Here is a 17,521-nt window from a genome sequence, read left to right on the forward strand (position 1 = left end):
AGGCTAGCGCTGTACCTGTGGGAGCGGGCGTGCCGGCGAATGGGCCGGCACGATCAACACAAATGCCTCAGGCATGCTCGACAAACACATCGGCAAACACCTGCCCCCGTGGCACCCCGGCAATGAACAGCCGCCGGGCAAACCGCTCGACACTCCCCGGGGCCCCGCACACCAGCGCCACCGTCTGCCGCGATGACGGCCGCAACCCGGCCAACGCTTCATCCAGCTGCTCTGCCAGTACCAACTCGACATTCACATCCGCCATCTGGCGCAACGGCTCGGCCAGATAATGCCCAACGCCCTCGCGCGCCACATGCATGACCCTGATTTCCCCTTGGTGCCCCTGCCGCAGAGCCTCGCGCAAGATGCCCCACAACGGCGCCAGCCCGGTCCCCGCCGCCAGCAACCACAGCGGCCGCTGCTGCCAGTCCGGGTCGTAGTGCAAGGCCCCACCCCTGAGCTCGCCCAGGCGCAGCACATCACCCAGTTGCAAGCCACGGGCCTTGTCACAAAAGGCGCCGGGGTGCTGGCAGTCGATATGAAACTCGAGGAAATCATCTTCGCCCGGCAGGCTGGCCAAGGAGTAAGGCCGCGCCACCGCGCCATTCCACAGCACCACATGCTGCCCCGCCTGGTAACGCATTGCCCGTTCGGGCCGCAGCCGCACGCGCAGCACATCGCCGAACCAGTCCAGGGCACAGACCTGCGCCGGCAGGCCATCCTGCTGCGGGTCGAACAGCGCCACGCGCAGATCTTCGACTACCCGACACTGACAGGCCAGCCGCCAGCCCTGGGCATGCTTGTCCGGCGCCAGGGCCTCGGGCATGGCATCCAGCGGTTGCCCGCCCAGGCAGTGCACCAGGCAGGCATGGCAACTGCCGGCGCGGCAACTGTAGGGTACGTTCAGCCCGGCCTCGTTCAAGGCATCGAGCAGGTTGCTGCCGGTCGGCACCGCCCAGCGGCGCTCGCCCACGCAAAGTACGGGCATGGTCGGTCTTTCTCCACATATCACAGTGCACTTTAAGCCAAGCACGCAACGGCAGCAAAAAGGATGCCCAACCACTGCCGACCATGGTCCAGACCGACCGCAGGTGTGCCCGGCACGGATGCGCGCTATACTGCCGCGCCTTTTTCCGTCGGCCTGACCTGCCGGCGCCTTGCAAGGCGCTTCGACACGCTGGTCGGCACCGTCGAGCGCCGTAATGAATGTTCCCGTCTTTAAGAGGAGCGCGCTGCATGACCGTGATCAAGCAAGACGACCTGATTCAGAGCGTCGCCGACGCCCTGCAATTCATCTCGTACTACCACCCCGTCGATTTCATCCAGGCCATGCACGAGGCCTATCTGCGTGAAGAATCGCCTGCTGCGCGCGATTCCATCGCCCAGATCCTGATCAACTCGCGCATGTGCGCCACTGGCCATCGCCCGATCTGCCAAGACACCGGTATCGTCACCGTGTTCATCCGCGTGGGCATGGACGTGCGCTGGGACGGCGCCACCATGAGCGTCGACGACATGATCAACGAAGGTGTGCGTCGCGCCTACAATCTGCCTGAAAACGTCCTGCGCGCTTCGATCCTGGCCGACCCGGCCGGTGCCCGCAAGAACACCAAGGACAACACCCCGGCAGTGATCCACTACTCCATCGTCCCCGGCGACAAGGTCGAGGTCGATGTCGCAGCCAAAGGCGGCGGCTCGGAGAACAAGTCGAAGATGGCCATGCTCAACCCGTCCGACTCGATCGTCGACTGGGTACTGAAGACCGTCCCGACCATGGGCGCTGGCTGGTGCCCGCCTGGCATGCTCGGCATCGGCATCGGCGGTACCGCCGAGAAGGCCGCCGTCATGGCCAAGGAAGTGTTGATGGAGTCCATCGACATCCACGAACTGAAAGCCCGTGGCCCGCAGAACCGCCTGGAAGAAATCCGCCTGGAGCTGTTCGAGAAGGTCAACCAGCTGGGCATCGGCGCCCAGGGCCTGGGTGGCCTGACCACCGTGCTCGACGTCAAGATCATGGACTACCCGACCCACGCCGCTTCGCTGCCGGTGTGCATGATCCCCAACTGCGCCGCCACCCGCCACGCCCACTTCGTGCTCGATGGCTCCGGCCCGGCCGAGCTGGAAGCGCCGTCGCTGGACGCCTACCCGGAAATCGTCTGGGAAGCCGGCCCGAGCGCCCGTCGCGTCAACCTCGACGCCATCACCCCGGAAGAAGTCGCGAGCTGGAAGCCGGGCGAAACCATCCTGCTCAACGGCAAGATGCTGACCGGCCGCGATGCCGCGCACAAGCGCATGGTCGAAATGCTCAACCGTGGCGAAGAGCTGCCGGTGGACCTGAAAGGCCGCTTCATCTACTACGTTGGCCCGGTCGACCCGGTCGGTGACGAAGTGGTAGGCCCAGCCGGCCCGACCACCGCCACCCGCATGGACAAGTTCACCCGCCAGATCCTCGAGCAGACCGGCCTGCTCGGCATGATCGGCAAGTCCGAGCGCGGCCCTGCCGCCATCGAAGCGATCAAGGACAACAAGGCCGTGTACCTGATGGCCGTCGGCGGTGCTGCCTACCTGGTGGCCCAGGCCATCCGCAAGTCGAAGGTCCTGGCCTTCGCCGAGCTGGGCATGGAAGCGATCTACGAGTTCGAGGTCAAGGACATGCCGGTGACCGTCGCCGTGGACAGCAACGGTGAGTCGGTACACATCACTGGCCCTGCCCTGTGGCAGAGCAAGATTGCCCAGAGCCTGGCAGTTGAAGTGAAGTAAGCCTGATGTAGTAGTGTCGCCTTCTTCGCGGGTAAACCCGCTCCCACAGGGACAGCGCAAGCCTGGGGCTACGCGCTACCTGTGGGAGCGGGTTCACCCGCGAAGAGGCCGCCGCTGTTTTCACAGGACTCTGTCAAACTGCTCCGGCCAGTCCCTGCGGGTAAACACCTGCCCTTCCCGCCTCACCCGCCGTACTTCCTCAAGGTCCACCTCACAGACCAGCCACTGACTAGTGGCAGGGCTCGATTCTTCACTCAAGGCCACCACCCCATCCCCCGGCATCCCATGATCCGGCGGCACGAACAGCCCTGCCCGGCCGATATTCTCGTCCAGCGCCGGCGACCAGGGCGCCAGCCCGACCGTGGGGCTCTGCATTACCGCAATCTGGTTCTCCAGCGCCCGCGCCTGGGCGCCGATACGCACCCGGTGGTAACCCGCCTCGGTGTCGGTACAGCTCGGCGCCAGGATCAGGTCGGCACCACCCTCCGCCAGGCGCCGCGCCAGCATCGGGAATTCGTTGTCGTAGCAGATCAGGATGCCCAGGCGCCCCAGTTCAGTGTCGAACACCTGCAGCCCCTGGCCCGCAGCTATGTCCCACTGCTCCCGTTCGAAACGGGTCATCATCAGTTTGTCCTGGTACCCCAGCACACCTTGGGGACCGAACAGCCAGGCACGGTTGCGGTAGCGCCCATCGCTGTCCAGCACCGGTACGCTACCCGGTTGCAGGTAGATACCCCAGCGCCGGGCAAGGCTCTCGCACAAGGCCCTCCAGGGTTCGATCAGCGGCTGGATACCGGCGATGGAAGCCTTCAGGTCACCCCGCTGCTCGGCACTCAGCTGCCCGCTGAGCACCAGGCCGGCGTACTCCGGCAAAAGCAGCAAGCGGGCCCCCGCGTCCACCGCCTCGGCGCACAGGGCTTGCAGATGATCGGCGTAGGCCTCCCAGGTTTCATGCAGCTCGATGGCGTACTGGCAGGCCGCCAGGCGGATCATATCGGCAGTTCCTTGAGCCAGAACGACATCAGCTTGTCGGAGCTTTCCTGCTCGTCCAGGTCGCGCCAGGCGTAGCTGGTGCGCAGCGACGGGTCGTGCAGGAAGCCGCGGTTACGCCAGAAGCCATGCAACGGCTTGTAGTCCGCAGGCCGCCGCGGATGCACACCTGGCCGCTCGACCGCACAGAACGCGCAATAGTCGAACTCGGCCAGCTTGTGTGCGTAGGACTCGCGCTCGATGAAAAAGCGCACCCCCAGGCCCTGGCCACGGTACTCGGGCAGTACCACCGATTCACCGAAGTAATACACGCTGGCCGGGTCGCGCCCCTGGGCCAGGAACGGCTGCTGGAACTCGGGGGCGACATCCACCAGCGGCAGGCCGGTGGAGGCACCGACCACCTTGCCGTCGTCCAGCGCCAGCACCACCAGGCTGCGCCCGGAGCGGGCATAAGTGGCCAGGTAGTCGGCCTCGTACTCCGGGGTGCCGTCATAAAGGTAGGGAAACTCGCGAAACACGGTAAGGCGCAGGCGAGCGAGGTCATCGATGTAAGGCGCGATAGCGGCGCCGTGCAACAGGCGTATTTCCATGCTTGGCGGTCGTTTTGTCGATGTGGATGACGCGCTCGGCTAAGCCGGGCTTGAGGGGAAACCCTATCATCCGGAGCGACGACCCGCCTTTTCCCTCCACGACAGGTATTGTTCCATGACCGCTACCGAACTGGTAAATGCTTACTACGCCGCCTTCAATGCGGGCGACATGCCGGCCTTTCTCGCCCTGCTCAGCGAGGATGTGATCCACGACATCAACCAGGGCGAGCGGCAGATGGGCAAGGCCCGGTTTGCAGCGTTCATGGACAAGATGAACCGCTGCTACCGCGAGCGCCTGGCCGATATCGTGGTGATGCAGAACGCCGACGGCAGCCGCGCGGCGGCGGAGTTTACCGTGCATGGGGAATATCTGGTCGATGACGAAGGGTTGCCGGCGGCCAACGGGCAGACCTATGTGCTGCCGGCAGGGGCGTTCTTCTATATCCACTGCGGAAAGATTGCCCGGGTGACCAACTACTACAACCTCAATGACTGGGTCGAGCAGGTGGCCTGATTAGGGTGTATTGCTTGTACTGGCCTATTCGCGGGCTCGCCCGCTCCCACAGGGATCCCGCACGACTTGAGAGCAGTGAGGTACAGGTGGGAGCGGGCATGCCCGCGAAGAGGCCCTCTCAGGCAATACGGGTACCAAGCACCTTGAGGAATGCCGCCAACCACGCTGGATGCGCCGGCCATGCCGGTGCCGTCACCAGGTTGCCCTCCACATGCGCCTGGTCCACCGCGATATCGATGAACGTCCCGCCCGCCAAGCGCACTTCCGGGGCACACGCCGGGTACGCACTGCATTCGCGCCCTTCCAGCACGCCGGCCGCCGCCAGCAACTGGGCACCATGGCATACCGCCGCGATCGGCTTGCCGGCCTGGTTGAATGCGCGTACCAGCTCCAGCACCTTTTCATCCAGGCGCAGGTACTCTGGCGCACGACCACCCGGGATCAGCAGCGCGTCGTAGCTCTCGGGCCGTACACGCACGAAGTCATAATTCAAGGCAAAGTTGTGCCCCGGCTTTTCGCTGTAGGTCTGTTCGCCCTCGAAATCATGAATCGCGGTACGCACCGTCTGCCCCGCGACCTTTTCCGGGCATACCGCATGTACCGTGTGCCCGACCATGCTCAGCGCCTGGAACGGCACCATGACTTCGTAATCTTCGACGTAGTCGCCGACCAACATGAGAATTTTCTTTGCCGTCATCGCACCCACTCCTTCGATTGCCTTGAGCCAATCACTGCACGATAGCTGGTCTCAGTCGCGACGGTCGAGCAAGTTGACCACCAACCGGTCCAGCCACCCCCACAACCGCTGCTTCACCCGGCGCCACAGCGGCCGGGCATTCCAGTGGCCCAGGTCGACCACCTCGCTCAAGGCGAAATCACGCTCGAAACTGGCCTGCACGGCAGCCGTCAGCGGCGGGTCGAGTGCCTCGATATTGGCCTCGAGGTTGAAGCGCAGGTTCCAGTGATCGAAGTTGCATGAGCCGATACTGACCCAGTCGTCGATCAACACCATCTTCAGGTGCAGGAAACACGGCTGGTACTCGTAGATACGCACCCCGGCGCGCAGCAGACGCGGGTAATAGCGGTGCCCGGCGTAACGTACCGAGGGGTGATCGGTGCGCGGCCCGGTCAGCAGCAGCCGCACATCGACCCCCTTCCCGGCAGCCCGGCGCAGCGACCGGCGCACGCTCCAGGTCGGCAGGAAGTAAGGCGTGGCCAGCCACACTCGCTGCTTGCCGCTGTTGATCGCGCGCACCAGCGAATGCAGGATGTCCTGGTGCTGGCGGGCGTCGGCATAGGCCACCCGGCCCATGCCCTGCCCCTGTGCAGGCACCTTGGGCAGGCGCGGCAGGCCAAAGCCCTCGGCGGGGCGCCAGGCGGTGCGACGGTTGTTGGCGTGCCACTGGCGGTCGAACAGTAACTGCCAGTCGCTTACCACCGGCCCCTGCATCTGCACCATCACCTCGTGCCATTCACTGGTCGCCCCGCCGGGCGTCCAGAACTCGTCGGTGACGCCCGTGCCGCCCACCACCGCCCAGCGTTCGTCCACCAGCAGCAACTTGCGGTGATCGCGGTACAGATTGCGCAAGCCACGCTTCCAGCGCAGGCGGTTGTACCAGCGCAGGTACACACCTGCGTCCAGCAGGCGCTGACGCAACTTGCTGTTGAAGGCCAGCGAGCCATAGTCGTCGAACAGGCAGCGCACCCGCACGCCACGTCGGGCAGCCTGCTCCAGCGCTTCGACCACCGCATCCGCGCAGTCACCGGCCTCGACCAGGTACAGTTCCAGGTCGACCTGGAATTCGGCGCGCATGATCGCCAGGAGCATGCGCGGAAAAAACTCGGGGCCGTCGATCAGCAGTTCGAACTGGTTGCCATCCCGCCAGGGAAAGACCGGCCCCGGCATGTCAGCGGGCGGTGAAGATCAGCACCGCGCTAACCGGCACCGACGGGTTGATGGACTTGAGCCCGGCGAACTTGCGCAGGCGTTGCAGCCCCGGCAGCAGGCCGAAATCCTCGGCGCGCAGCACCAGGGGCTCCAGGGTCACCACCTGGAAGCGTCGCTCGTCCAGGCGGGTGGCCAGCAGCAGGACGTTGTAGCTGTGTGACTGGCCATGCAGGGTCACGGTCAATGGCAGGCGCAGTTCGATCTGGGCACCGTTGGCCAGGTCGTTGATCGGCCGTAGGTCCAGTTGCGCCTGCACCTTGGCTTCGGCAAAGCGCTCGACCTCGAACAGGTCCTCGCGCATGCGTTCATCACGCAGCGGAATACCGCTGCTCACCGAGTCCATCTCGATGCTCAACCCGGCCACTCCCTTGCGGTCGACCGTGCCATGCAGCACCAGGAAGCGGTGCACTTCGGCGGTGTTACCGTTCTTGCCGGTAATGAACGAAAGGCGCGAAGACTCGCCATCGAGGTGCCAGTTGGCGTGGGCGGGCAGGCAAAAAGCCAGCAACAAGGCGGGCAGCAGGCGGGGCAGCTTGAACATGACAGATCTCGTGAAACCAGGCCGCCAACCTTACCCGCCCGCCTTCACGGCAGCAAGCGGCAGCCCTCGCGCGGGCCTTGCCAGGCAGCCTGATTGCGACGGCCCAGGCCTTCGGCGGTGACCTGCCGCTGTTGGCTGTCTTCCTCCAGCAGGCTCAGCGGCAGCCATTGCTTCACGTAGCCTTGGCAATACGCCGGCTCAAACCCCATGACGAAGCGGCACGAGCAATATTCCTTGGCCGAGTAGGCCGAAAGGATACCGGGGAAGTCCGTCAGGGCCTGGCGCTCGTGCCAGGCCCAGTACACCACCCCCAGCAGCACCACCAGCAGCACCCGCTTCATGCCCCCTCCCCAGCCAGCGCCGCGAGTATCCGCTTGAGCAGTTCATCGTGCTGATAGCTGCCGTCGCGGTCATCGGCGTAACGCACGATCACCAGCTTTTGCGCGGGCAGCACGTACAGCGCCTGGCCCCAGTGGCCAAGGGCTGCGTAGGTGTCCGCGGGAGCACTCGGCCAAGGCCGGGCAGCGCCGGGCAGCGGCTGGTTGAGCCACCAGTGGCCACCGGGGTTGGCCTCGCCGGGCAGTGCTTCGGCATCGGCAAACGGCGTGCGGTTGAAAGCCACCCAGGGCTTGGGCAGCAATTGCCGATCCTGCCAACGCCCGTCGCGCTGCATCAGCAGGCCGATGCGCGCCAGGTCGCGAGCGCTGAGGTACAGGTAGGACGAACCCACATAGGTACCCGCGCGGTCCCGTTCCCATACCGCGCTGTCGATCCCCAACGGGGTGAACAGCGCATGCCAGGGGTAGTCGGCGTACTGACCGGCATCGAGCATGCCGCGTAGCGCGGCGGCCAGCAGGTTGCTGTCGCCACTGGAATAGAGAAACCGCTGGCCCGGGCTGGCCACCGCTTCCCGCGCCGCCGTATAGGCCGCCATGTCCTCGCGGCCACGGGTATACAGCATGGCCACCACCGAGGACTTGAGCGGGGCGTACTCGTAGTCTTCCTGCCAGTCCAGGCCGCTGGCCCAATGCAGCAGATCGGCCATGCGCACGCCGGGATGGGCGTGCATGGCCGGGTAGAAACGGGTCACCGGGTCCTGCAGCTGGAAGCGGCCTTCACCCTGGGCTACGCCCAATAGCGTGGCGAGTACGCTCTTGCTGATCGACCAGGTGAGGTGGGCGGTGGCGGCGGTACTGGGGGCGGCGTAGCGTTCGTGGAGGATGCGGCCGTCGCGGATGATCAGCAGGGCGTCGGTGCGGATGCCGCTGCGTTCGGGGGTTGTGCGTGCGGGGAAGGCGTAGGCGTCGACGGCTTGCCAGTCGATGGAGGCAGGGTCGTTGTGCCAGTCAGGGTCAGGCCAGACCTCAGCCTTGGCAGGGGCCATGGCCATGCAAAAAAAGCAGCAGCAGACCTTTCAGCATCCCAGTAGAGGCTCGCGTTTTATGGGGCTGCCTTGCAGCCCTTCGCGGGCCCGCCCGCTCCCACAGGGATCGCACCATTCATGGGGTAAGCGATATACCTGTGGGAGCGGGCAAGCCCGCGAAGGGCCGCAAAGCGGCCCCAGGACTCATCGGATCACACAAACCTATCAGGCATTCATGACAATCCCGCAGCGGCCCAAGCCTTGTTCAGCCGCTTCTCCCGCGCCGCCGCCGCCAGCGCCATCACCCCCTGGTCACGCTGCCAGATCTGCGCCCACTGCGCCGGCCCCGCCGCCAACGCAGCATCGATCTCCCCTCGCAGCGCCTGGAACTGTGCAAACAATCCCCCCAGCAACAAATGGCAACCAACGCTATCGGCGCACTGCCGGCTACCTTCGGCACACCCGGCCAGCAGCCCAAGCAACTGTAGGCGCAGGGCCTGCGGCCAGGCGCACTCCTGCCCCACGCCATACAGCCAGGCCGTCAACGCCGTAAGCACATACAAGTCCTCCAGCGAACGGAACGGCTTCACATACGCATCCCAACCATCACCGGCCAGTAGCTCGCACGCCGCCTGCTCCAGCACCAGTCGCCCATGGCCCACCTCCGGCATCAGCGGCAGCGTCGGCAGCGCTTCCAGCGTCACACCTGGCTCCCCGGGGTAGACCACCGCCAGGTTCAACTGCGGCGCCGCGCCCGTCGCCTCGCAGCGCGCCGCCACCAGCAGCCATTCCGCCTCCAGGCCGGCAGTGACGAAGTCCTTGCTACCGGTCAGCCGCAAGCCGTCAAGGCGCGTGCGCATGTCCGCCGGCCGCACGCTGCGCCGTTCGGTGGCGCACAGGGCGCCGAGGCTGGGTGGAGCACTGGGCCACAGCACGCGCAAGGCGGCCTGGTAGCCGACCAGGAAGGCCAGGCCCGGGGTGGCCATCGCGCGCCCACCGAGCACCGCCAGTTCAAACGGGGCAACCGGGCCAAGGCGCTCGAGCAGCGCGGCATAGGTTTCGCCCAGAGTGCCCGCCAGCGCTTGGCGAAGCGGGTCGTTGAGTCGTTGCAACCAGGCCATCGGTCGGCTCCTTGCTGAAGGGCTTTCAGTTGTGGCTCAGGGGGTGTCACGCAAGCATCACCAAAGATTCACAGGGGTGACACCCCATCTACCTAGGCTGACTTTGCACAACAAAGCCGACCGGCCGCAACCCTTCATGGCTGGCTTATGGAGACTCGTAATGACTCGGATCGCTCACGCTGGCGACAACAGCACCGAACGCCGTCTGCAAGCCGAACGCCTGGTTGGCGCCACGGCCCTGCAGGAAGCCCAGGCCCTGCGCTACAAAGTGTTCAGCGCCGAATTCAAGGCCAAGCTCAAAGGAGCCGAGCAAGGCCTGGACATGGACGACTACGACGTGCACTGCCGCCACATTGGCGTACGCGACCTGAGCACCGGCGAGCTGGTGGCCACCACCCGCCTGCTCGACCATCAGGCCGCCAGCAGCCTGGGCCGCTTCTATAGCGAAGAAGAATTCAGCCTGCATGGCCTGTTGCAGCTGCAGGGCCCGATCCTGGAGCTGGGCCGAACCTGCGTAGCTCCCGACTACCGCAACGGCGGCACCATCGCCGTGCTCTGGGGCGAACTGGCCGAAGTGCTCAACGAAGGCCGCTACAGCTACCTGATGGGCTGCGCCAGCATCCCCATGCAGGATGGCGGGGTACAGGCCCATGCGGTGATGCAGCGCCTGCGTGACCGCTACCTGTGCACCGAGCACCTGCGCGCCGAGCCGAAGAACCCATTGCCCAACCTGGCACTGCCGAACAACGTCATCGCCGAGATGCCACCGCTGCTAAAGGCGTACATGCGCCTGGGCGCGAAGATCTGCGGCGAGCCGTGCTGGGACGAAGACTTCCAGGTGGCCGACGTGTTCATCCTGCTCAAGCGCGACGAACTGTGCCCACGCTACGCCCGCCACTTCAAGGCAGCGGTCTGATGCCGAAGCTGCGGGTAATGGCCCGCCTGACTCGACTGCTGCTGGTACTGCTGCTGGGCATGCTGATGGCCAGCGTGATCGCCCTGGGCGAACGCCTGGGGTTCAAGACGCCCATCGAGCGCCGCCAGCGCTGGACCTGCCTGTTCATGAAGCGCCTGGTCGCGGCCCTGCCCTTCGATGTGCGGGTGATCGGAGAGCTGCCCCAACGGCCAATGCTGTGGGTCAGCAACCACGTGTCCTGGACCGATATCCCGTTGCTTGGCATGCTGCTGCCGCTGTCGTTCCTGTCCAAGGCCGAAGTGCGGCACTGGCCGGTGGCCGGCTGGCTGGCGGAAAAGGCCGGCACCTTGTTCATCCGCCGTGGCGGGGGCGACAGCCAGCGCCTGCGTGAGCAGATCGCCGGGCAACTGGGTCTTTCCCGGCCGCTACTGATCTTCCCGGAGGGCACCACCACCAGTGGCCGTACCCTGCGCACCTTCCATGGTCGCCTGCTGGCAGGTGCCATCGACCGTGGCGTGGCGGTGCAGCCGGTCGCCATCCAGTACCTGCGCGATGGCCAGATCGACCCGATTGCACCGTTCATTGGTGACGATGACCTGGTGTCGCACCTGATGCGCCTGTTTGCCCTGCCGCGGGGCGAGGTTTGCATTCACCTGCTGCAGCCGATCGGCAGCGTGGGCAAGGAGCGAGCGGTGCTGGCGTTGCAGGCGCAGCAGGCGATTCACCTGGCGTTGTTCGGGGTTGAGGAAGTTGAACTGGCGCCACGGCGGCAAGCGCGGGCTGCCTGAGTTTTATGCACTGCCTGTTCTGGCCCTTCGCGGGTGAACCCGCTCCCACAGGGATGGCACTCATCCTGAGTTCTGTGGTGTACCTGTGGGAGCGGGTTTACCCGCGAAGAGGCCGGCAATGCCAACCCAGCACTAACTGTCAGACATCCGCCCCGCTGCTGCAAACGCCTGCAACTGTGGATAAAACTCCCTGAAGTCCGCCAGCAATGGCTCATACAGCCGCTCCAGCTCCCCCATCACCCCAACCATCCCCTCCGGCCGCGACAAGCGCCGGGCAATACCGTTGAACACCTGCTCCAGCGTGGCAAAGTCGCCATACGCACCCAGCCAGTCATCCGCCGCCATGAACGGCGCTATCCGCGCCAGCCGCCCCGGCAACTCGGGCTCCGCAAGCAATACCCGATAAAAATCCCCGGTGAACTGCTCCAGCGGCTGCTCGGCATAATCCTGCCAATGCCGGGCCAGGCAATGGTCGAAAAACACATCCAGAACGATGCCGGCAAAGCGCCGCCGCTCACGCGGAAAACGCGCAAGTGCCGCCAACACCAACGGGTGCTGGTCGGTGAAGCTATCGATATGCCGGTGCAGCCGGATGGCCGCCTCCAGCGCTGGTGGGAAGCGCCCTTCCAGCGAGCCTTTGACGAAGTCGCCATACAGGCTGCCAAGCAGTTGTTGCGGTGCCGGGCCGCCAAGGTGCAGGTGTGCGAGGTAGTTCATGAGCGCAGTCTAGCACCGCCGGCCCATATATCGTTATAACGCGATATAGCGATTCGTGCTCAGCTCAGAACTTCTTCATATTTGTATATCGGAAAACCACGATTTACATTTCGTCCTATCGCGATATACCGCTACAACGAGCCTCAACCCATGCCTCTCGATCTCGACGAAATCATAAAAGCGCTGGCCCACCCGGTCAGGCGAGAAATCCTCAGCTGGCTGAAGGACCCGGCTACGCAATTCCCCGACCAGTACCACAGCACCGAGAACGGTGTGTGTGCCGGGCAGATCGACCAACGCTGCGGCCTGTCGCAGTCGACCGTCTCCGCCCACCTGGCCACCTTGCAGCGCGCCGGGCTGATCAGCAGCCAGAAGATCGGCCAATGGCATTTCTTCAAACGCAACGAAGCCACCATCCAGGCGTTTCTCGAACAACTGCGCCAAGCACTCTAAACAGGCAGGTAACCGTCATGACCACGCTTTTCGATCCGATCACCCTGGGCGACCTGCAACTGCCCAACCGCATCATCATGGCCCCGCTTACCCGCTGCCGGGCCGACGAAGGCCGCGTGCCCAACGCGCTGATGGCCGAGTATTACGTGCAGCGCGCCAGCGCCGGGCTAATCCTCAGCGAGGCGACCTCGGTCAGCGCCATGGGCGTCGGCTACCCGGATACCCCCGGTATCTGGAACGACGAACAGGTGCGTGGCTGGAACAACGTGACCAAGGCCGTGCATGCCGCCGGCGGGCGCATCTTCCTGCAGCTGTGGCATGTTGGCCGCATCTCCCACCCCAGCTACCTGAACGGCGAGCTGCCGGTGGCCCCCAGCGCGATCCAGCCCAAGGGCCATGTAAGCCTGGTGCGCCCGCTCAGTGACTACCCCACCCCACGCGCGCTGGAAACCGAAGAAATCATCGACATCGTCGAGGCCTACCGCAGCGGTGCCGAGAATGCCAAGGCTGCCGGTTTCGATGGCGTGGAAATCCACGGCGCCAACGGCTACCTGCTCGACCAGTTCCTGCAGAGCAGCACCAACCAGCGCACCGACCGCTACGGTGGTTCGCTGGAAAACCGTGCACGGCTGCTGCTGGAAGTGACCGATGCGGCCATCGAGGTATGGGGCGCAAACCGCGTGGGCGTGCACCTGGCGCCGCGGGCCGATGCCCATGACATGGGCGATGCCGACCGTGCCGAAACATTTACCTACGTGGCCCGTGAGCTGGGCAAGCGTGGTATTGCCTTCATCTGCTCGCGGGAAAAGGAAGCCGATGACAGTATCGGCCCGCTGATCAAGGAAGCGTTCGGCGGCCCGTACATCGTCAATGAGCGCTTTGACAAGGCCAGTGCCAATGCAGCCCTGGCCAATGGCAAGGCCGACGCCGTGGCGTTTGGCGTACCGTTCATCGCCAACCCTGACCTGCCGGCGCGGCTGGCGGTGGATGCGCCGTTGAACGAGGCGCGGCCGGAGACTTTCTATGGCAAGGGGCCGGTGGGGTACATCGACTATCCGCGGTTGTAACTGAAATCGCCGGGGCCGCTTTGCGGCCCTATCGCGACACAAGGCCGCTCCTACAGGGGAACGCGAATTCCTGTAGGAGCGGCCTTGTGTCGCGATAGGAGGGCAAAGCCCTCCCCTGCAATGTCACGGCCGGGCATTGATCTGCTGCTGCAGGTTCTGGATCTGGCTCTGCAAGGTATTCAGGTTGCGTGTCGTCTGCGCCCGGAAGGCGTCGAATTCCTGCACCGAAGCACCACTGGACGCCGCCGCGGCCGGGCGGTTATCGATCTGGCTCTTGAGCACCAGGATGTCCTGCTCCAGGTCCTGGATGGCCGCGCTCGGGTTACCCTGCTTCTTCAGCGCAGCAACCTCGCTGCCCAGGCTCTTGAGCTGCGCATCCAGCTTGGCGCCATCCACCTGCGCGGCCTTCAGCGCAGCAACCTGTTCGTTCAGGCCCTTGAACTGGGTATCCAGCTTGCCACCATCGACCTGACCCGAGCGCAATGCGGCCAGCTCGCCATTCACCGCCTTCAGTTGCGCCTGCAACTGGGTTTGCAGCTGGGTCACGGCCTTCTGCTGTTCGCGGGTATCAGCCAGTACCTGCTCCAGGCGCTTGCCCAGGTCGCCAGTCTGCCCGGCCACCCCCTGCTGCAACTGACGCAGTTGCAGCTTCAATGCCTCGCTGTTGGTAGTGGCGCCGGATTCGCTGGCCGCCACCTTGCCGCTGATCGCCTGCAGGCGCCCGGCAGCCTCTTCGCTGATGCGAGCGAAGCTTTCCTGGGTCGCCACCAGCTGCTGCTCCATCAGCGAGATCTGCTGGAAGCTCCACCAGCCAAGGCCCGCCAAGGCGATGAACGAGGCCCCGAGCAATGCCCACAGCGGCGCCGTGCTGGCACCGCGAGCGGCCTTCTGGCGGTTACGCACCACGTGCGCCGGCATCAGTTCGTCATCGTCATGGGTGCCCGCCCGCAGGCTAGGCACGTCATCGTAGTCATCGTGAGCATGGTTACGCATGGATACATTCAACCGCGGTAGTCGCAAAGAGGCACGAGTATAAACCGCCAGCGCGGCGCGTTGATGACCATTGTCGGCCGGCCGGCTTTACTGCCCCGGCGGCTGGTGCTTCCACCAGGCACAGAATTCATCCAATGCCGTCCACAGGCTGACCTTGGGCTGGTAGTCCAGGTACTGTCGGGCGCGGCTGATATCCAGGGTGAAATCGCGGCTCATCACCTGCATCCCCAGGCGCGACAGGGTCGGTTGCGGGCGCCCCGGCCACAACATGCAGGCCGCCTCGTTCAGCGCGGCCAGGCTGTAGGCCAGGCCGTAGGAACGGTAACGGGTAACCTGCGGCAGTTGCATCTGGCGCATCACGTAGTTGACCACATCCCACAGCGGCAGCGGCTGGCCGTTGCTGATGTTATAGGCTTGGCCCAGCGCCCGGTCATCGGCGAACAGAGCACTGAGCAGCGCTTCGTTAAGATTGTGCACGCTGGTGAAATCGACTTTGTTCAGGCCGTTGCCGATGATCGCCACGCGCCCCTTGCGCTGCATCTGCATCAGCCGCGGGAAGATACTGGCATCGCCAGCGCCGGTGACGAAGCGTGGGCGCAGCGCCAGCACCTCGAGGCCGAACTCCTGGGCACCGAACACTTTCTGCTCGGCCATGTACTTGGTCTGCCCGTAGTGGTCGTGGAAGCGGCGCGGCACCTGGTCTTCACGGATGTCCAGGCGCGAGCGGCCATTGAAGTAGATCGACGGCGACGACAGGTGTACCAGCCGCCGTACGTGCTCCTTCAAGCAGCCCTCGACCACGTTTTCGGTGACCACCACATTGCTTTGATAGAAGTCCTGGTAGCGCCCCCAGTTGCCCACTGCGCCGGCGCAGTGCACTACCGCCTCGACGCCCTGGCACAGGCGGCGGGCCAGCTCGGCATCCCCCAGGTCGCCGGGGATGAACTGGGCGCCGCGCTTGACCAGGTGCTCGACCCCTTCGGCTCGACGGCCGCTGACCCGCACGTCCAGGCCCTGCTCCAGGGCAAAGCGCGCAAAGCGCCCGCCAATGAAGCCACTCGCGCCGGTGACCAGAATTCGCATGTAAGACTCCGTCTTGCCAGATTTCAGATGCAACTGACGCCAGCCGTGGCTACAAGGGCACCAGCCATTGCCGTGCGGAGTGCCGCAGGTGGTCGGTCAGTTGCGCGAGCAGTTGCCCGCCATTGCGCCAATGATGCCAGTACAGCGGCACATCGATGGGGGTATCGCTGCAGATTTCCACCAGCCGGCCGCTGGCCAGTTGCTCGCGGGCCTGCAGTTCAGGCACCAGGCCCCAGCCCAGGCCAGCTTCGGTCATGCGCAGGAAGCCTTCGGACGACGGGCACAAGTGGTGCAGGAAGCCATCCTCGATGCCCAGCGATGCCAGGTAGCGGTGTTGCAGGAAGTCGTCCGGGCCGTAAACGATCGCCGGGGTACGGGCCAGGCGGCTGGCAGCGAAGCCCTGCGGAAAATGCCGCGCCATGAACCCGGGGCTGGCCAGCGCCCGGTAGCGCATGGCACCCAGTGGCAGGCTGCGCGCCCCGGCCACCGGCCGCTCGCTGCCACACAGGCAGGCCGCAACTTCGCCCGCACGCATGCGTTTCAGACCCACTTCCTGGTCTTCCACCACCAGGTCGGTCAGCACATTCTGCTGCGCGCAGAAAGTGCCCACTGCCCCCGCCCACCAGGTGGCCAGGCTGTCGGCATTGAGAGCAATGCGCAGGCGCTCCGGCATGCCCTCCTCGTCCAGTGCCGGCACCTGGCGCTGCAGGTCGCGTTCGAGCAGGCGCACCTGCTGCACATGGTTGAGCAACTGGCGGCCGACTTCGGTCGGGCTTGGCGGTGTGGCACGCACCAGCACCGGCTGGCCGACCCGCGCCTCAAGCAGTTTGATGCGCTGGGAAATGGCCGACTGCGACAAGCCCAGCACCTGCGCCGCGCGTTCGAAACCACCCTGCTCGATCACGGCGGCGAGGGCGGCCAGCAGCTTGTAGTCGAACATCGATTTTCCTAATGACGGATCAGCTCTATTTGTTTTTCTTATACAGCGTGGTTCATCACAATGGCCAGCATCTTTTAGACGCTTTGGAGAGCGCGCCATGTGGCAAAGCTATCTCAACGGCATGCTCGTGGCCTTCGGCCTGATCATGGCCATCGGTGCACAGAACGCTTTCGTCCTCGCCCAGAGCTTGCGCCGCGAGCATCATTTGCCGGTGGCGGCACTGTGCATCGTCTGTGACGCCATCCTGGTGGCTGCCGGAGTGTTCGGCCTGGCAACCGTGCTGGCGCACAACCCTACCTTGCTGGCGATCGCCCGCTGGGGCGGCGCGGTGTTCCTGATCTGGTACGGCGCCAAGGCGTTGCGCAGCGCCTGCTCCAGGCAGAGCCTGCAGCACCAGCAGGGCCAGGGTGCGCGCTCACGCCGCGCGGTACTGCTCAGCGCCCTGGCGGTGACCCTGCTGAACCCGCACGTGTACCTCGACACGGTGCTGCTGATCGGCTCGCTGGGCGCCCAGCAGGCTGCGCCTGGCGCCTACGTGGCCGGCGCTGCCAGCGCCTCGCTGCTGTGGTTCTCGACCCTGGCGATCGGCGCTGCCTGGCTGGCACCGTGGCTGGCCCGGCCGGCGACCTGGCGCATGCTCGACCTGATGGTGGCGGTGATGATGTTCGCGGTGGCGGCGCAGTTGATCTTCAACTGACCTCGGCTCACCACAACATCTTTATCGCCTGTGAGATCGA

General features: G+C 65.0%; 20 protein-coding genes. 7 read left to right on the forward strand and 13 right to left on the reverse strand.

Annotated features, from left to right (window positions below; all coding sequences use genetic code 11):
• Window positions 1-67: 67 nt before the first annotated feature.
• Window positions 68-988 carry an iron-sulfur-binding ferredoxin reductase gene (locus RR51_RS13280; RefSeq protein WP_039613777.1) on the reverse strand — a complete coding sequence of 307 codons (921 nt, stop codon included), beginning with the start codon at window positions 986-988 and terminating at the stop codon, window positions 68-70.
• Between the two features lie 248 nt (window positions 989-1,236).
• Between RR51_RS13280 and RR51_RS13285 the strand changes: the two genes are divergently transcribed.
• The gene (locus RR51_RS13285; RefSeq protein ID WP_013974059.1) at window positions 1,237-2,760 is read left to right on the forward strand and encodes a fumarate hydratase; all 1,524 of its coding nucleotides are present in this window, start codon (window positions 1,237-1,239) and stop codon (window positions 2,758-2,760) included.
• A 120-nt stretch (window positions 2,761-2,880) separates the two neighbouring features.
• Here the strand turns inward: RR51_RS13285 and RR51_RS13290 are convergent, their stop codons facing one another.
• Entirely contained in the window at window positions 2,881-3,753 is an 873-nt protein-coding gene (locus RR51_RS13290) for a carbon-nitrogen hydrolase family protein (protein WP_039613778.1), read from the reverse strand.
• Window positions 3,750-4,340 carry a GNAT family N-acetyltransferase gene (locus RR51_RS13295; protein ID WP_013974061.1) on the reverse strand — a complete coding sequence of 197 codons (591 nt, stop codon included), beginning with the start codon at window positions 4,338-4,340 and terminating at the stop codon, window positions 3,750-3,752. Before RR51_RS13295 ends, RR51_RS13290 begins: the two co-directional genes overlap by 4 nt.
• A gap of 115 nt (window positions 4,341-4,455) precedes the next feature.
• On the opposite strand from RR51_RS13295, the gene RR51_RS13300 reads away from it, so the two are divergent.
• Entirely contained in the window at window positions 4,456-4,854 is a 399-nt protein-coding gene (locus RR51_RS13300; protein ID WP_003258223.1) for a nuclear transport factor 2 family protein, read from the forward strand.
• Window positions 4,855-4,972: 118 nt separating this feature from the next.
• Here RR51_RS13300 and RR51_RS13305 read toward each other — a convergent pair whose 3' ends face one another.
• From RR51_RS13305 to RR51_RS13330, 6 genes are all read right to left on the reverse strand, one after another.
• On the reverse strand, window positions 4,973-5,551 hold the full coding sequence (locus RR51_RS13305) for a DJ-1/PfpI family protein (protein ID WP_039613779.1): 579 nt from the start codon (window positions 5,549-5,551) through the stop codon (window positions 4,973-4,975).
• A 51-nt stretch (window positions 5,552-5,602) separates the two neighbouring features.
• Complete coding sequence (locus tag RR51_RS13310; protein WP_039613780.1) at window positions 5,603-6,760, reverse strand: phospholipase D-like domain-containing protein; 1,158 nt, start codon at window positions 6,758-6,760, stop codon at window positions 5,603-5,605.
• Between the two features lies 1 nt (window position 6,761).
• On the reverse strand, window positions 6,762-7,343 hold the full coding sequence (locus RR51_RS13315; RefSeq protein WP_039613781.1) for a YceI family protein: 582 nt from the start codon (window positions 7,341-7,343) through the stop codon (window positions 6,762-6,764).
• Between the two features lie 44 nt (window positions 7,344-7,387).
• On the reverse strand, window positions 7,388-7,684 hold the full coding sequence (locus RR51_RS13320) for a hypothetical protein (protein ID WP_039613782.1): 297 nt from the start codon (window positions 7,682-7,684) through the stop codon (window positions 7,388-7,390).
• Window positions 7,681-8,733: a serine hydrolase domain-containing protein gene (locus tag RR51_RS13325; RefSeq protein ID WP_039613783.1), complete on the reverse strand. Its 1,053-nt coding sequence runs from the start codon at window positions 8,731-8,733 to the stop codon at window positions 7,681-7,683. Before RR51_RS13325 ends, RR51_RS13320 begins: the two co-directional genes overlap by 4 nt.
• A gap of 206 nt (window positions 8,734-8,939) precedes the next feature.
• Window positions 8,940-9,827, reverse strand: coding sequence for an acyl-CoA dehydrogenase (locus RR51_RS13330; RefSeq protein ID WP_025340513.1), 888 nt, complete (start codon window positions 9,825-9,827; stop codon window positions 8,940-8,942).
• Between the two features lie 160 nt (window positions 9,828-9,987).
• Between RR51_RS13330 and olsB the strand changes: the two genes are divergently transcribed.
• A complete protein-coding gene (olsB, locus tag RR51_RS13335) occupies window positions 9,988-10,743 on the forward strand; it encodes an L-ornithine N(alpha)-acyltransferase (protein WP_013974069.1) in 756 nt (251 codons plus the stop codon).
• Window positions 10,743-11,531, forward strand: coding sequence for a lysophospholipid acyltransferase family protein (locus RR51_RS13340; RefSeq protein WP_039613784.1), 789 nt, complete (start codon window positions 10,743-10,745; stop codon window positions 11,529-11,531). The genes olsB and RR51_RS13340 overlap by 1 nt, the downstream gene beginning before the upstream one ends.
• Before the next feature lie 132 nt (window positions 11,532-11,663).
• Here the strand turns inward: RR51_RS13340 and RR51_RS13345 are convergent, their stop codons facing one another.
• Window positions 11,664-12,248, reverse strand: a complete 585-nt coding sequence (locus tag RR51_RS13345; RefSeq protein WP_039613785.1) for an acyl carrier protein phosphodiesterase — start codon at window positions 12,246-12,248, stop codon at window positions 11,664-11,666.
• Window positions 12,249-12,398: 150 nt separating this feature from the next.
• Between RR51_RS13345 and RR51_RS13350 the strand changes: the two genes are divergently transcribed.
• Window positions 12,399-12,701, forward strand: coding sequence for an ArsR/SmtB family transcription factor (locus RR51_RS13350; protein WP_003258229.1), 303 nt, complete (start codon window positions 12,399-12,401; stop codon window positions 12,699-12,701).
• A gap of 17 nt (window positions 12,702-12,718) precedes the next feature.
• Window positions 12,719-13,768 carry an alkene reductase gene (locus RR51_RS13355; protein WP_039613786.1) on the forward strand — a complete coding sequence of 350 codons (1,050 nt, stop codon included), beginning with the start codon at window positions 12,719-12,721 and terminating at the stop codon, window positions 13,766-13,768.
• Window positions 13,769-13,891: 123 nt separating this feature from the next.
• On the opposite strand, the gene RR51_RS13360 is transcribed toward RR51_RS13355, so the two are convergent.
• The 3 genes from RR51_RS13360 to RR51_RS13370 all read right to left on the reverse strand — a co-directional run bounded on the left by RR51_RS13360 (window position 13,892) and on the right by RR51_RS13370 (window position 16,784).
• Window positions 13,892-14,761 carry a hypothetical protein gene (locus RR51_RS13360; RefSeq protein WP_039613787.1) on the reverse strand — a complete coding sequence of 290 codons (870 nt, stop codon included), beginning with the start codon at window positions 14,759-14,761 and terminating at the stop codon, window positions 13,892-13,894.
• Window positions 14,762-14,848: 87 nt separating this feature from the next.
• Window positions 14,849-15,844 (reverse strand): NAD-dependent epimerase/dehydratase family protein, encoded by a 996-nt coding sequence (locus tag RR51_RS13365; protein WP_039613788.1) that lies wholly within the window; start codon window positions 15,842-15,844, stop codon window positions 14,849-14,851.
• 49 nt (window positions 15,845-15,893) lie between these two features.
• Window positions 15,894-16,784 (reverse strand): LysR family transcriptional regulator ArgP, encoded by an 891-nt coding sequence (locus RR51_RS13370; RefSeq protein WP_039613789.1) that lies wholly within the window; start codon window positions 16,782-16,784, stop codon window positions 15,894-15,896.
• 97 nt (window positions 16,785-16,881) lie between these two features.
• On the opposite strand from RR51_RS13370, the gene RR51_RS13375 reads away from it, so the two are divergent.
• Entirely contained in the window at window positions 16,882-17,481 is a 600-nt protein-coding gene (locus tag RR51_RS13375) for a LysE/ArgO family amino acid transporter (protein ID WP_003258234.1), read from the forward strand.
• Window positions 17,482-17,521 lie beyond the last annotated feature (40 nt).

This window comes from Pseudomonas sp. C5pp (assembly GCF_000814065.1).
Lineage (GTDB): Bacteria > Pseudomonadota > Gammaproteobacteria > Pseudomonadales > Pseudomonadaceae > Aquipseudomonas > Aquipseudomonas asiatica.